Below are 15,426 nucleotides of genomic sequence, written 5' to 3' on the forward strand. Positions count from 1 at the left end.
AGCGGTCTGCCCGCGCTGCCGTTGCGCCTTTCCTGCCGATGTCCCGCGCGGAGATGGACGCGCTCGGCTGGGACGAGTGCGACGTCATCCTGATCACCGGCGACGCCTACATCGACCATCCAAGTTTTGGCATGGCCCTGGTTGGCCGCCTGCTCGAAGCGCAAGGCTTCCGCGTCGGCATTATTTCGCAGCCGGACTGGCATTCGGCCGACGCCTTCCGCGCGCTCGGCAAGCCGCGCCTGTACTTTGGCGTTACCGCCGGCAATATGGACTCGATGGTCAACCGCTACACGGCCGACCGCAAGATCCGCTCCGACGATGCCTACACCGCCAACGGCGAACCGAACAAACGCCCGGACCGCGCGGTCACCGTGTACGCCCAGCGTTCGCGCGAAGCGTATCCGGGCATCCCGGTCGTGATCGGCTCGATCGAGGCATCGCTGCGCCGCATCGCCCACTACGATTACTGGTCGGACAAGGTGCGCCGCTCGGTACTGCTCGACTCCAAGGCCGACCTGCTCATCTTCGGCAACGCCGAGCGCGCGCTGGTGGACCTCACCCACCGCATGGCCGCCGGCGAAGACATCAAGGGCATCCGCGACCTGCGCGGCACCGCCTTCCTGGTACCGGGCGGCTGGCTGCCGACCGACGAATGGGGCGTGCACAACAGCACCCGCATGGATACGCCAGGCAAGATCGATCCGCCGATCGACCCGTACATGATGGTGCAGCAAAACACCTCGTCATGCGCGACCGACAACGCGCCCAAGGCTGCCGATGGTGCCGAGGTGAACGAAGCGATGGTCGAGCCGAAGCCGGTGGCGGAAGCCGCGCCGGCCCCGGCTGCCGCCGCAGCGCCCGCCGGCGGCGTGGTCAAGACCATCCGCTTCATGAGCCGCGAAGACCGCCTGGCCATGGAAAAGGAAAAGCACACCAAGACCGTGGTGCGGCTGCCGTCGTTCGAGACCGTCAGCGAAGACCCGGTGATGTACGCGCACGCGTCGCGCGTGTTCCACCTGGAATCGAACCCCGGCAACGCCCGCGCCATGGTGCAGGCCCACGGCGAGCGCGACGTGTGGATCAATCCACCGCCGCTGCCGTTGCGCATGGACGAGATGGATGGCGTCTATGACATGAACTACGCGCGCGCGCCGCACCCGTTCTACGGCAAGGCCCGCATCCCGGCCTGGGAAATGATCCGTTTTTCGGTCAACATCATGCGCGGCTGCTTCGGCGGCTGCACCTTCTGCTCGATTACCGAGCACGAGGGCCGCATTATCCAGAGCCGCTCGGAACCATCGATCCTGCGCGAGATCGAGCACATCCGCGACAAGACCAAGGGTTTTACCGGCACCATTTCCGACCTCGGCGGTCCTACCGCCAATATGTACCGGCTGGCCTGCAAGGATCCGAAGATCGAGGAAACCTGCCGCCGCCTGTCGTGCGTATATCCGTCGATCTGCGTCAACCTCGGCACCGACCACAGCAAGCTGATCTCGCTGTACCGCAAGGCGCGCGCCATTCCGGGCGTCAAAAAAATCCTGATCAGCTCGGGCCTGCGCTACGACATCGCCGTGCGTTCGCCGGAATACGTGAAAGAACTGGTCACGCACCACGTCGGCGGCCTGCTCAAGATCGCGCCCGAGCACACGGAAGAAAACACGCTGTCGAAGATGATGAAGCCGGGCATCGGCGCCTACGACGAGTTCAAGGAAATGTTCGAGCGCTTCTCGCTGGAAGCCGGCAAGAAGCAGTACCTGATCCCGTACTTCATTGCCGCCCACCCGGGCACGACCGACCTCGACATGCTGAACCTGGCGCTGTGGCTGAAGAAAAACAACTTCAAGCTCGACCAGGTGCAGACCTTCATGCCCACGCCGATGGCGATGGCCACCACCATGTACCACTCGCGCAAGAATCCGCTGCGCAAGGTGACGGCAGACTCGGAAGTGGTGGAAACGGCCCGCAGCGGCAAGATCCGCCGCACCCACAAGGCCTTCCTGCGCTACCAGGATCCGGAAAACTGGCCGATCCTGCGCGAAGCGCTGGTGGCGCTCGGCCGCGCCGACCTGATCGGCAATGGCGAGAAGCATTTGATTCCGGCCTGGTCGGCAGGCGAAGCCAACAGCAAACCGAATACCGATGGCCGCCGTGGCCCGGCATCGGCGCTGCCGATTCCCGGCACCGCCAAGGGCCCGCGTGGTGCCAAGTCCGGCATCGTGGCGGGCAATGCTCCGCAACAGCCGGGCCAGCGCGCCAATGCGCTGACCGGTTCGCTGACGGCGCGCCAGACCGTGGAAACCAAGGCGCGCGCGTCGATCCTCGACACCATCAAGGTCAAGAAGGCGGCGCCGCCGCCAGCCAAGGGCGGCAAGCCGGCCCGTGGCGCCGCACCGCCGCCACGTGGCCGCAAGTAACTAGCCAAACCGAAGTAAATTGAAAGCAGGCACCCTCACCGGTGCCTGCTTTTTTATGTGTTGCGTAATTGCGCCAATCGCCTAATTACGTAGTGAAAAGCATCCTGCTCGGTTGATGTGCCCCCCCTGCTTGAGGCTACACTGGTGCAAACCTTTCCCAGGACTAACATGAAAAACTTCACTTCCCCCTCCCTGTGGCTGGCGCCGCTGTTTGCCTTGTTCGCCGTGCTGCTGTCCGCCTGCGGTGGCGGCGGGGGCGGCGGTGACAGCGGCGGCACCACCACGCCAGCCGTGGTCACCTTGCGCAGCATCGCCATCACCGCGCCCTCGACCACGCTGATCGTGGGCGGCGCCACCCAAACCTACACCGCCACCGGCACCTATACCGACGGCACCACCAAGGCGCTCACGGGCCTGACCTGGTCCACCAAGTCCGGCGGCTCCACCGTGGTGCAGGTGACCAGCGCCGGCATCGTCAGCGGCCGGTCGATCGGTACCGACAGCGTGATCGCCACCCAGCCGGCGACCGGTACCGTGGCAGCCGTGTCCGGTTCCGTCGATGTGACCTCGATCGCACCGTGGACCCAGGTAGCGGCTGGCGGCAACCAGACCATCGCCCTCAAGACCGACGGCAGACTCTATAGCTGGGGCCTGAACATCCAGGGCCAGCTTGGCGACGGCACCAACACGCTGCGCAACACCCCGGTTACCGTGGCCGGCAACAGCACCATCTGGAAACAGGTAGCCGTGGGCGACAGTTTTGCGGTGGCCATCCGCACCGACGGTACCTTGTGGGCATGGGGTAACAACCTGTTCGGCCAGCTGGGCCAGGGCGACCAGGTGCCGCGCACCGTTCCTACCCAGGTCGGCACTGCCAAGAACTGGACTTACGTGGCAGTGGGCAAGTCGCACGTGGTGGCGCTGAGCACGGCGACCGCCACCACCGGCACGCCAGTCGTATCGCTGTGGGTGTGGGGTAACAACTATGCCAGCCAGCTCGGTGATGGCAAGACTGTCGATCTGCTGGTGCCCACGCGTCTCGGCACCGACAGCTGGCTGGCGGTGGCGGCGGGCGACGCCCACACCATTGCCATCAAGCGCAGCGACCAGAGCTTGTGGACCTGGGGCGACAACACCTACGGCCAGCTGGGCAACGGCACGACCGGCGCCAAGGTGGGCGTGCCCACCCAGGTCGGCACTGCCAACTGGTCGGCGGTGGCGGCCGGCAGCCGGCACTCGCTGGCGATACGTAACGACGACGGCGTGCTGTTCGCCTGGGGCGCCGGCGAGAGCGGCCAGGTGGGTAACAACAGCACCAGCCTGCAATCGTCACCCACCCAGGTCAGCGACGCCAGCGCGCGCTGGACCCAGGTAGCAGGCGGCGTCAGCCATTCGATCGGCGTGCGCAACGATGGCACGCTGTGGACCTGGGGCCGTGGTGTCGAGGGACAACTGGGCCAGACCGTGGCCAGCAGCCTGATGCCATTGCAGGTTGGTAACCTGAGAACGTGGAAGGCCGTCGCCGCCGGCGCCAACCACAGCGTTGCCTTGCAAACCGACGGCAACAACCTGAGCCTGTGGACCTGGGGCCTGAACACCGACGGTCAACTCGGTAATGGCACCAATGCCACCGCGACGGCGCCGGTGCAGATTGCCTACTAGGGACCGCCGGCCGGGCTGCGCTTGTTGAGCTACCTTCATTACCGGCTGGCCGCGCTGTTACTGCTGGCGCTGGCCTGCACGCCGGCAACGGCGCTGGAGCGCGTCACGCTCCAGCTCAAGCACACCCATCAATTCCAGTTTGCCGGCTATTACGCCGCGCTCGAGCAGGGCTTTTACCGCGAAGCCGGGCTCGACGTGCGCATCCTCGATGCCGCCGACAGCAGCCAGGCCGAGCGCGACGTGGTGTCCGGCAAGGCCGAATATGGTGTGGGCAGCAGCAGCCTGCTGCTGGCGCGCTTGTCGGGGCGGCCGGTGGTGGTGCTGGGCGTGATCTTGCAGCATTCCGCGTTTGCGCTGGCCACGCCGCAAGTGCCGGGCCAGCCGCCCGACCTGCAACGGCTGCGCGGCCAGCGCGTGATGCTCGGCACCCAGGCCAGCGGCATGGGCAATGCCGACGAACTGCTGGCCTACCTGGTCAAGCAGGGTGTGCCGGCCGACAGCTACGAGCGGCTCGAACCCAGCTACGATCCGCGCGACCTGATCGACGGCAAGATCGCCGCCATGGGCGTGTACACCACCAACGAGCCCGACGTCTTCGACCGCGCGGGCTTTGCCTACGACCTGCACACGCCGCGCTCGGTAGGCATCGATTTCTACGGCGACAACCTGTTTACCAGCGAGCGCGAACTGGCCGCCAATCCGGCCCGGGTGCGGGCGTTCCGCGCGGCCAGCCTGCGCGGCTGGCAATGGGCGATGAGCCACCACGAGGAAACGGTGGACCTGATCCTCGACAAGTACTCGCGCCGCAACGACCGCGAACACCTGCTGTACGAGGCGCGCCAGATGGTGGCGCTGGTGCAGCCGGTGCTGGTCGAGATCGGCTACATGAATCCCGAACGCTGGCGCCATATCGCCGACGTTTACGCCAGCCTGGGCATGCTGCCGCCCGGGGTCCGGTTCGACGGCTTCCTGTACGATCCGGACAACCGCAAGACGGCACTGTGGCTGTACCGCGTGCTCGGTGCGGTGCTGGTGCTGGTGGTGGTCGCGGGCGCGGTGCATTTCAGTTTGCTGGCGCGCGAGCGGCGCCGTTCGAGGGCTGCAATCCGCCAGGGCGAGCAGCGCTTCCGCACCATGTTCGAAGCTTCGCCGCTGGGCATGGCGCTGGTCGACTCAAACACCTATGCTTACCGCGACGTCAATGCCCGTTACCTCGAGATCCTGGGCCGGCCGCTGGCCGAACTGCACAGCCAGAAGTGGCTCGACCTGGCCCACCCCGACGACATTGCCCAGTGCAAGGCGCAGATGGGCCAGCTCACGGCCGGGCGCATCGGCGCATTCAAATCGACCATCCGGGTGTTCCGGCCCGACGGTGTGCTGGCCTGGATCGACATGTCGGTCACCGCCATCGATACCGTGGCCGAGGCCGGCGGCCACCCACACCACCTGTGCATGATCGAGGATGTCACGGCCGACAAGCAGCGCGAGGCGCTGATCTGGCAGCAGGCCAACTTCGACCCGCTCACGCAACTGCCCAACCGCCGCATGCTGCTCGACCGCCTGAAGACCGACGTCATCCGCGCCCAGCGCGACCGCACGCGGCTGGCCATCCTGTTCATCGACCTCGACCATTTTAAGGAAGTGAACGACACGCTGGGCCACCAGCACGGCGACATCCTGCTGGTGGACGCTGCGCGCCGCATCGGCGCCTGCGTGCGCAAGTCGGACACGGTGGCGCGCCTGGGCGGCGACGAATTCACGGTCGTGCTCTCCGAGCTCGACAGCACCGACCGGGTAGCGCACATCGCCCAGCAAATCATCGACAGCCTGCGCGCGCCGTTCGCGCTGGGGCAGGAGCAGGCATTCGTGTCGGCCAGCATCGGCATCACCCTGTACCCGGATGACGCGCTCGACATCGACGACCTGCTCAAGCACGCCGACCAGGCCATGTACGCGGCCAAGAACGCCGGCCGCAACCGCTACGCCTACTTTACCCAGGCATTGCAGGTGGCCGCGCTCAACCGCATGCGCCTGACCAACGACCTGCGCGGTGCGGTCAAGGGCCAGCAGCTGGCGCTGTACTTCCAGCCCATCGTCCACCTGGCGACCGGGCGCATCCACAAGGCCGAGGCACTGGTACGCTGGCAGCACCCGCTGCGCGGCATGGTCAGTCCGTGCGAATTCATCCCGCTGGCCGAGGCTAGCGGGCTGATCCTCGAAATCGGTCAGTGGGTATTCCACGAGGCGGCTAACTGGGCGCAGCGCTGGCGCGCCGAGGTCGATCAGGCATTCCAGATCAGCATCAACCAGTCGCCGCTGGAGTTCCAGCGCGAGGACGTCGGGTATGACGACTGGCTGCGCCACCTGCGCATGCTGGGCCTGCCCGGGCAGGCGCTGGTGGTGGAAATCACCGAAGGCTTGCTGCTCGATGCCAACACGACCGTCAGCGACAAACTGCTGCAATTGCGCGACGCCGGCATCCAGGTAGCGCTCGATGACTTCGGCACCGGCTATTCGTCGCTGTCGTATTTGAAAAAGTTCGATATCGATTATTTGAAGATCGACCGGTCGTTCACGCGCAACCTGGCGCCGGAGTCGAGCGACATGGCGCTGTCCGAGGCCATTATCGTCATGGCCCACAAGCTGGGCCTGAAAGTCATTGCCGAAGGCGTGGAAACGCCCGAGCAGCGCGACCTGCTGGCGCACGCCGGCTGCGACTATGGCCAGGGCTACCTGTTCGCCAGGCCGATGCCGGCGACGGAATTCGACGCCCTGCTGCGCTTCCAAGCCAGCCAGTCATAGTCAAAACAAATCGATTCTATTGCAACAATCAATTTTGCAAATCGCCGAAAAGGCGATACACTGGCGTCTCAATGATTCACAACCCAACGAGGAAACGACTATGTCCCTGATCAATACCCAAATCAAGCCATTCAATGCCACCGCTTATGTTGACGGTAAATTCATCGAAGTCAGCGACGAATCCCTGAAAGGCAAGTGGGCCGTCCTGATGTTCTACCCAGCCGACTTCACCTTCGTGTGCCCAACCGAACTGGAAGATCTGGCCGAACAACAACCTGAATTCGCCAAGCTGGGCGTGGACGTGTACGGCGTATCGACCGACACCCACTTCGCTCACAAGGCATGGCACGACACCTCGGACGCCATCAAGAAAGTGAATTACCCGCTGATCGGCGACCCAACCGGCAAACTGTCGCGTAACTTCGAAGTGATGATCGAAGAAGAAGGCCTGGCACTGCGCGGCACCTTCGTGATCAATCCGGAAGGCCAGATCAAAGTCATGGAAGTACACGACAACGGCATCGGCCGCGACGCATCGGAACTGCTGCGCAAAGTCAAAGCAGCCAAATACGTTGCCGAGCACCCAGGCCAGGTATGCCCAGCCAAGTGGACCGAAGGCGCCGCCACGCTGACCCCATCGCTGGACCTGGTCGGCAAGATCTAAATCAAGGCTGAACCCTTGAGCGACACCGCAGCAAACAAGTAGTTACCGCGATGCCGGACCGGGCGTCCGGCCCGGCATACGCCTAAATATTTGTAAAAGGAAAAATAATCATGTTAGACGCAACCCTCAAAACCCAACTGAAATCCTACCTGGAAAAAGTGGTGTATCCGCTTGAGCTGGTCGCCTCTCTCGATGACAGCGCCAAGGCCCGCGAGATGAAGGAACTGCTCCTCGAAATTGCCGAGTTGAGCGACAAGATCACGCTGGTCGAAGGCACCGATGCAGGTGTACGCAAGCCGTCCTTCCGTATCAACCGTACCGGCACCGAGATCGGCGTGAGCTTTGCCGCCATCCCGATGGGCCACGAATTCACCTCGCTGGTGCTGGCGCTGCTGCAAGTGGGCGGCCACACCATCAAGTTCGACGCAGCCACGATCGAGCAGATTCGCAATCTCGATGGCGATTACGAATTTGAAACCTTCATGTCGCTGACCTGCCATAACTGCCCGGACGTGGTGCAGGCACTCAACGCCATGGCGGTGATCAACCCGCGCATCAAGGTCACCACCATCGACGGCGGCGTGTTCCCGAAAGAAGTCGAAGAGCGCCAGATCATGGCCGTGCCAATGATGTTCCTGAACGGCCAGCTGTTCGGCCAGGGCCGCACCAACGTCGAGGAAATCCTCGCCAAGCTCGATACCAATGCCGGCGTGCGCCAGGCGGCCGAGCTGAGCAAGAAAGACGTGTTTGACGTGCTGATCGTCGGCGGCGGTCCTGCCGGCGCGGCAGCAGCGATTTACGCCGCCCGCAAAGGCATCAACACCGGCGTATTGGCCGAGCGTTTCGGCGGCCAGGTGCTTGACACCATGGCGATTGAAAACTTCATTTCGATCAAGGAAACCGACGGCCCGAAATTTGCCGTGGCGCTGGAACAGCACGTCAAGTCGTATGACGTCGATATCATGAACACCCAGCGCGCCGCCAAACTGGTGCCGGGCGCCAAGCTGGTGGAAGTACAAACCGCCAGCGGCGCGGTACTGAAAGCCAAAACCGTGATCCTGGCAACCGGCGCCCGCTGGAGGGAGATCAACGTGCCGGGGGAGAAGGAATACCGCAACAAGGGTGTTGCCTACTGCCCGCACTGCGATGGTCCTTTGTTCAAGGGCAAGCGCGTGGCGGTGATCGGCGGCGGCAACTCGGGCGTGGAAGCAGCGATCGACCTGGCCGGCCTGGTCAAGCACGTCACCCTGATCGAATACGGCGCAGAACTGCGCGCCGACGCGGTCCTGCAACGCAAGCTGCGCAGCCTGCCGAACGTGACGGTAATCGTCTCGGCGCAAACGACCGAAGTGCACGGTGACGGCAAGATCGTCAACGGCCTGAGCTACAACGACCGCGTGTCGGGCGAAGCGAAGAAGGTCGAGCTGGAAGGCGTATTCGTGCAGATCGGCCTGGTGCCGAACACCGAGTGGCTCAAAGGCACGGTGGCATTGTCGCGCCACGGCGAGATCGAAGTGGACGCTCGCGGCCAGACCTCGATCCCCGGCGTATTCGCTGCCGGCGACGTCACCACGGTGCCATACAAGCAGATCATCATCGCCACCGGCGAAGGCGCCAAAGCCGCGCTGTCGGCCTTCGATCACCTGATTCGTTCGGATATCGAGGTGGTGGAAGAATCTGCTGAAAAGCACGCGATGACCGCGTAAGCTTCCCGCGCATTACAGAAAGCCCGGTTCAGTTCACTGACCGGGCTTTTTTTATGGTCCGGAGTCATCACGGCGATGCAGGCTGAGGTGGAGCGCGTTGGCGGGACGCAGGGTGATATGGAGCTTGGGCGTGGGCAGGGGCATGTTGGCGGGGACGGCCAGCTGGAAGCGTTGCAGCAGCATCGCGGCAATCACCGTCATCTCGGTCATCGCCAAATGCTGGCCCAGGCACACGCGTGGGCCGGTGCCCAGTGGCATCCAGGCGCCGCGTGGTGCGTTATCGGTTGCAGCGGCGAAGCGCTCGGGTTGGAAGGCGGGCGGATCCGCAAACCAGGCGGGATCGTGCTGCATCAGCTGCACCGGTACCATGAACATGGTGCCGGCCGGCAGTTGCCAGCCGCCGAGCGTAATCGGTGCGATTGCACGCCGGCTCAGCAACACCGGGGCGGCCGGGTACAAGCGCAGGGTCTCCTGCAGCGTTCGTGCCACGCCTGCCAGCGCTGGCAAGTCGGCGGCAGCGGGTGTGCGGCCTTGCAGCACCGTGTCCACTTCGCGCCGGGCCGCCTCCTGCGCGGCGGGGTGCGAGGCCATGCACCAGGCCCACCAGGTCAGCGTGGCGGCCGTGGTTTCGTGGCCAGCCAGGAAGGCGGTCATGCATTCGTCGCGCACGGCCTGGCGCGGCCAGGTGGCGGGATCGTCCGCGTGCAAGGCCAGCAGTTTGCTCAGCACATCGTCGGGCCAGGCTGCGGGGTCCAGTGCCAGGCGGCTATCGATCTGGCGGTTGATCAGCTGGTTCAGCACCTGCTTGGCTTCACGCTTGGCGCGTTTCCATGGCACCCAGTCGGGCCAGCTTGCGGGCCAATAGAATTCGGCGTTGCCGGCCACGCTGATGCAATGCACGGCCTGCTCCGTGCGGCGCGCATCGACATCGGCCGGGCTGGAAAACAGGAAGCCCATGATGACATCCATCGCCAGCGAGGTGATGGCGTGTTCGATCGGCCAGTTGGCATCGTCGGACGGCCATTGGGCCAGGGCCGTGCGGGTGGCGCCGGCAATCAGCGGCACATAGGCTCGTACGCCCTTGGGGGAAAAGCTCGGCTGCAAGGCGCGCCGCTTGGCTTGCCATGCCGGACCTTCCGCCGTCAGCACGCTGGTACCGTGCAATTGCGACATGACCGCGATGCCGCGCTCCCAGCGCACCAGTTTATCGTGATGGGTGACCAGCAGTTCGCGCACCAGGTGCGGATCGGTCACCACGACCTGGTGCTCGGGCCAGATGCGCAGGTGCACCAGGTTGCCGTAGGTGGCGCGCCACCCGGTCAGTGCCCCGGGCAGGTCTTTTGCCATGCGCCGCAACAGGCCCCAGCCGGTGAGGCCCGACGGCGGTCCTGGCGGCCATGTGTCCGGCGGCTGCAAGGCCGGCTGCTGGTTCGATGCTGGTGGGACGCCGGCGCGGTCGGCGTGGAAGGGGCAGGCGCTGGAGGTTGGCGTCGTCATGGTGCCGATTGTGTGCCGCACGGGACGCCGCGTCTTGAACCGAAACGACATGCCGCAGCCTGGCCGGGATGGCTATACTTGCAAGCCATGGAAAACCATCACATACCGATGTGGGCAGCGTGTCCCGATCCCCTGGCGCGTGCCCCGCGCGTGGCAGGTACGGCGACGACGCAATCGTTGCGACTGGCCCCGCCATCGCTGAACGGTGCGCTGGTGGCACTGATCGGCCGCGACTTGACGCCAATAAGCACCCAGCCAGGTGGCCACCTGCGCAGCGATCAGCATGACCAGCAGCACGCCAGCCAGTGCCTGGAAAGCGCGCAGTGTCTCACGCATTTTCCGGCCTCGCCGCTGGTGACGATTTCGTGGTTTCCCGACATGGACGCGGGCCTGGTGACGCCGCAGGGCTGGCAGTCGTTTGGCGCGCCGGTCGTACTATCCGGCACGCAGTCGGCACCGATGGTGAGCTGGACCCCGACGCCGGGGCGCGGCTACATGGCGTGCTTTACGGCCGATGCTGCGCAAGCCCTGTTCGATGTGGACATGGCGGCGATCCAGAACCGCTTCGTGCCGGCAGCGCAGGCGCTGGACGCACGGTTCGCGCCGTTGTTGGACGCCTTGCTGGCCAGTCGCGACCAGGACGTGCTGGCGGTGCTGGAGCGGCACCTGGCGCCGCGCTGGCAAGTGTTGCAGGGGCGCGCATCGGCCGCGCCGTCGCTGCGGCAGGTGGGCCGCCACTGGGTGGAACGCCTGGCCTGGCACGCGCATGGCTGGCGCAACCAGCACAGCCCGCGCCACGTGGAGCGCCGCATCAAGTCGTTTAGCGGTCGCTCTTTGCGCGAGTGGCAAGCGCTCACGCGCACCGAAGGATTGTTCTTTGCCGCGCGCGACCGCCACGAAGCGGGCCAGCCGTTCGACTGGGCCGGCCTGGCGTTGGAAGAAGGTTTTGCCGACCAGGCCCATATGAACCGCACCGTCAAGCGCATCACCGGCTTCGCCCCCGCCGAATTCGCCCAGCGCTTTATCGAGGACGAATCGTTCTGGATGTATCGGCTGTGGGTATGACCGCTATTTGACCAGGTCCACGCTGGCCTGCCGCGTGCGCAGGTGGATGGCGTTGCTGTGGCGGGCGCGCAGGCGCGGGTCGGTGATCAGGCGGCCCAGGGTTTCGCCGATGACCATGACAACGCCCAGCAGCGGCAGCACCAGCATCAGGCCGGCAATGCCGGCCACCGAACCGCCGATGAAGATCATCAGGACCGTGATCAGCGGATGCATGTGCAGGCTGCGGCCCAGCGTGAGCGGCATGAACACGAAGTCGTCGAGCAGGCGCACGAAGATGAACACGCCGATCGCCAGGTAAGCCACCATCGGGTTATTGGGCGCGTCGGTGGACGCGACCATCACCACCAGCATGCAGCCGACGATGGAACCCACGTACGGCACCCATGCCAGCACCGCCGCCATAAAGCCCAGCAGCAGCGGCGACGAGACCCCGATCGCCCACAGGCCCAGCGCCAGCACGGCCGTGTCGAGAATGGTGAGCTTGAGCAGGCCCTGGAAGTAGCGGTACGCGGTCTGGTGCACCTCGTGCAGCAGGAACAGGGTGCGCTCGAAAAATGCGTTCGGCACCGCGCGCGCCAAAAACTTCTTGAAACGCGTGCCATCGCGCAGGAAAAAGAACGTCAGGAACGGCGCCAGCAGCAGCGACGGCAGCCACGCCGCCACCGAGACCAGGATGTCGGTCAGGTGCTTCTGCACGAAGCCGCCGGTAAACGATGTCAGGCGGTTGTTGATGTTGCGCGCGAACTTGACCTGCTTGAGAAACGGGAACTGCTGCTCCAGTGCCTGCGTAGTGTGGCGCACGAAATCGAGCCCGCCGGCCAGGTACACGGACAAGGTATGCTGCCACGATTCCGACGGTGCCGAGCGCCACAGCATGATCAGGAACACGACCAACCCCACGGCAAGCACGAACAGCAGCCCCACCAGCAGCGCGGCCACGCTGTGGCTAAAGCCCATGCGCAGCAGCTTGCGCATGGGTGGCAGCAGGATGTAGTACAGCACGATGCCGAGCAGGAACGGGATCGCCAGGAACAGCATCTGCTGCAGCAGGAACAGCAGCGTGCAGGTGGTGACGACGATGCCGATCCAGACGACCGGACCGGCGCGCTGATGGGTGGCCAGCACGCTCATAACACTTCGGTGCGCGAGGCGCCCACCATCCATTCGCGCAGGCGGCCGCCCAGGTGGCGCGCCAGGGCCAGCGCGATCTTGTAGCCGATGACGGCATCGGTTTCCATCAGGCCCATGAAGTCGCCACGGAAGAACACGGCCAGCTCGCAGTTGTCGATGGCGCGCGTTTGGGCGTTGCGCGGGGCGTTGTCGAGCAGCGCCATGTCGCCGAAGAAGTCGCCCGGTTCCAGCTCGGCCACCAGTTCGCGGCCGCCGTGGTGCAGGCGGCTGATCAGTACCCGCCCCGAAATGACCAGGTACAGCGCCTGGCCTTCCTCGCCCTCGTCGAAAATGATTTCATCGGCCAGGTAGCGGCGCTCGTGGATCAGGCCATCGATCGATTGCAGTTCGAGCGGTGTGAGCGTGTTGAACAGCGGCGAGGCCTTGAGCTGCAACAGCCGCGGCGACAGGGTGGGGGACTTGAGGAAACCGAACATCGGGACGAACTCCGCTAGCGAACTGAAGGCAAGCCACTATTGTCGCTGGTTTGCCGCATTGTTTGTCATCGTGGCAGTGTCCAGAGTGAAATATTTTAGCGATGTAGTACACCGCGCCACAGGTGTTACAACTGCACCGTGCGCGCCAGCGGCAGTTCCGGTTCCAGGTGGCTGGTGAGTACGATGCACTGGCGCGCCAGCCGTGCGGGATCGGCCAGTTGCCGGCGCAGGTGTGCCATCGCATCGGCATCGAGACCGTTGAACGGTTCGTCGATCAGCAACAGGCGCACCGGCAGCGCCAGGGCCAGCGCCAGTTGCACCTTCTTGTGCTGGCCCAGCGACAGCGTGGTCAGTGGCTGCTCGAGCGCGCCGCCCAGGTGCAGTGCCTGCACCTGCGCATCGAGCAGCGTGGCGTCGGTGGCCGGGTACAGTGACAGGTGCAGGTCCAGCAGTTCGCGCACGGTCAGCCACGGCAGTTGCGGCAGGTCGCCGCCGCAGTAAAACGCCTGCAGGCGATAGGCCAGCGGTTGCTGCGCGATGTCTATGCCGTCGAGGCGGATGCTGCCGCCGTGCGCATCGAGCGCGCCGCCGGCCAGTTTTAACAAGGTGGTCTTGCCGGCGCCGTTTTCGCCGCGCAGCCAGGTTACGCCGGTGCCCAGTTGCAGATCGAAGTTGCGAAACAGCGCGCGGTCCGGATGGTTGAAATTCAGTTGGTCGATGGTCAGTACGGCAGTCAGTTCCATAATTCGCTTCCGATGGCGGTGAGGATGAGAATGGCGCCCATCACCAGCGCCACCCGGCCGCGCGCAGTGAGCGTGCGCAGCCCGACGATGGCCAGTTGCGCCACACCGGCGCAGGTCAGCCAGACCAGCGCTACGGTGTGGCTCACGCCATGGCTAATGGCGCCAGCTGCACCCGCGCTCATGCCCGTGCCTATGTCCGCGCCCACCGCATGGCCTGCAACACCGGCAGCACCAGCAGCACCAGCAGAAGCAAGATTGACAGCGCCAGTACCAGCAGCGGCGGCAGGAACGTCAGCACCAGCAGCGAGCACCAGCGCCGCAAAGCACGCCATCACTACCGCGCCCGGTAACAAGGTCGCCACGATTGCGCTGGTAAATAAGCGCTCCATCGACAGCGGCCATTGGGCCACTACCGGGCGCAGGCGCGCAATTTGTTCCGCCACGGCCTTGTCGCCCCGGTCGGTCAGCAGTATCAACAGCATGGCGGTGCCGACGCCCCACGCGGCTGGCGGCATCCAGGCCATCAACGGCGGACGCCACAGCCAGAGTGCCATGCTGAGCAAGGCGCCGAGAAAGAGGCAGGTCTGCTGGATGCCGACCACGCCCTCGCCGCGCCAGCATGGCAGCCAGAACAACTGGCGCCAGTACGCCAGTGCAGGCACGCGCGCACGCGGTGGCGCGGCGTAATGCGCCGGCGCCCTGGCCACGACCACGGCACCAGTACGCGGCGCAGCGGGGCGGGCCCGCCGCATCAACAGCACCGTCGCCAACGCCCACCCCAGCAACAACGACAGCACCGCGCACGCCAAGGATAACGGCGCCACGGGCCGCAACCAATCGGGCCACTGGTACCACCACACCGCGCACGACACCGCGTGCGCGAGCGCGACCGGTCCGACGATCAGGCCGGCAACCGACGCTTCCGCCTGCCACTGCTGACGCGACGAGATGGGCAGCGCCCGGCTCCAGCGCGCCACGTCCAACGGATGCAGGCGCTGGCGCAGCAGCCACACGGGCGCGGCCACCAGCAGTATTTGCGCGAGCAGCAGGCCGAGGGCCTCGAACCACGGCAGCGTGGGCGCCAGCAGGCCGGGCAGGGCGATGCACGCGAACAGGCCCAGCATGACGGGCGCGAATGCGAGCAGCACCATTTCAAGCGAGTTGACCACGCTGGCAATAAACTGCACCAGCGACGCGCGCGCCACGCGGCGGCGGAAAGAAAGATAGGAATAGGGGAGCGTCTTCATCGGGTTCCAGCATATT

At 65.1% G+C, this 15,426-nt stretch carries 11 protein-coding genes; 6 read left to right on the forward strand and 5 right to left on the reverse strand.

All coding sequences use genetic code 11. The annotated features are described in order from the left end of the window. Window positions 1-38: 38 nt before the first annotated feature. From F8197_RS21480 to ahpF, 5 genes are all read left to right on the forward strand, one after another. A complete protein-coding gene (locus tag F8197_RS21480; RefSeq protein ID WP_227012366.1) occupies window positions 39-2,417 on the forward strand; it encodes a YgiQ family radical SAM protein in 2,379 nt (792 codons plus the stop codon). Between the two features lie 168 nt (window positions 2,418-2,585). Further along, window positions 2,586-4,079, forward strand: coding sequence for a hypothetical protein (locus tag F8197_RS21485; RefSeq protein ID WP_152883511.1), 1,494 nt, complete (start codon window positions 2,586-2,588; stop codon window positions 4,077-4,079). A gap of 24 nt (window positions 4,080-4,103) precedes the next feature. Continuing rightward, entirely contained in the window at window positions 4,104-6,881 is a 2,778-nt protein-coding gene (locus tag F8197_RS21490) for an EAL domain-containing protein (protein ID WP_227012339.1), read from the forward strand. Between the two features lie 100 nt (window positions 6,882-6,981). Continuing rightward, the gene (gene ahpC, locus F8197_RS21495; RefSeq protein ID WP_019924563.1) at window positions 6,982-7,545 is read left to right on the forward strand and encodes an alkyl hydroperoxide reductase subunit C; all 564 of its coding nucleotides are present in this window, start codon (window positions 6,982-6,984) and stop codon (window positions 7,543-7,545) included. A gap of 110 nt (window positions 7,546-7,655) precedes the next feature. Beyond that, window positions 7,656-9,251 (forward strand): alkyl hydroperoxide reductase subunit F, encoded by a 1,596-nt coding sequence (gene ahpF, locus F8197_RS21500; RefSeq protein ID WP_152883513.1) that lies wholly within the window; start codon window positions 7,656-7,658, stop codon window positions 9,249-9,251. Window positions 9,252-9,302: 51 nt separating this feature from the next. Here ahpF and F8197_RS21505 read toward each other — a convergent pair whose 3' ends face one another. Continuing rightward, entirely contained in the window at window positions 9,303-10,748 is a 1,446-nt protein-coding gene (locus F8197_RS21505; RefSeq protein WP_152883514.1) for a cytochrome P450, read from the reverse strand. Between the two features lie 87 nt (window positions 10,749-10,835). On the opposite strand from F8197_RS21505, the gene F8197_RS21510 reads away from it, so the two are divergent. Then, entirely contained in the window at window positions 10,836-11,813 is a 978-nt protein-coding gene (locus F8197_RS21510) for an AraC family transcriptional regulator (protein WP_152883515.1), read from the forward strand. A 3-nt stretch (window positions 11,814-11,816) separates the two neighbouring features. Here the strand turns inward: F8197_RS21510 and F8197_RS21515 are convergent, their stop codons facing one another. The 4 genes from F8197_RS21515 to F8197_RS21530 all read right to left on the reverse strand — a co-directional run bounded on the left by F8197_RS21515 (window position 11,817) and on the right by F8197_RS21530 (window position 15,410). Next, entirely contained in the window at window positions 11,817-12,944 is a 1,128-nt protein-coding gene (locus F8197_RS21515; RefSeq protein ID WP_152883516.1) for an AI-2E family transporter, read from the reverse strand. Then, a complete protein-coding gene (locus F8197_RS21520) occupies window positions 12,941-13,420 on the reverse strand; it encodes a cyclic nucleotide-binding domain-containing protein (RefSeq protein WP_019924560.1) in 480 nt (159 codons plus the stop codon). The genes F8197_RS21515 and F8197_RS21520 overlap by 4 nt, the downstream gene beginning before the upstream one ends. 125 nt (window positions 13,421-13,545) lie before the next feature. Beyond that, window positions 13,546-14,163 carry an ATP-binding cassette domain-containing protein gene (locus F8197_RS21525; RefSeq protein ID WP_152883517.1) on the reverse strand — a complete coding sequence of 206 codons (618 nt, stop codon included), beginning with the start codon at window positions 14,161-14,163 and terminating at the stop codon, window positions 13,546-13,548. Next, on the reverse strand, window positions 14,154-15,410 hold the full coding sequence (locus tag F8197_RS21530) for a hypothetical protein (RefSeq protein ID WP_152883518.1): 1,257 nt from the start codon (window positions 15,408-15,410) through the stop codon (window positions 14,154-14,156). The genes F8197_RS21525 and F8197_RS21530 overlap by 10 nt, the downstream gene beginning before the upstream one ends. Window positions 15,411-15,426 lie beyond the last annotated feature (16 nt).

This window comes from Duganella sp. FT27W, from assembly GCF_009295655.1.
Taxonomy (GTDB): Bacteria; Pseudomonadota; Gammaproteobacteria; order Burkholderiales; family Burkholderiaceae_D; genus Rugamonas; species Rugamonas zoogloeoides.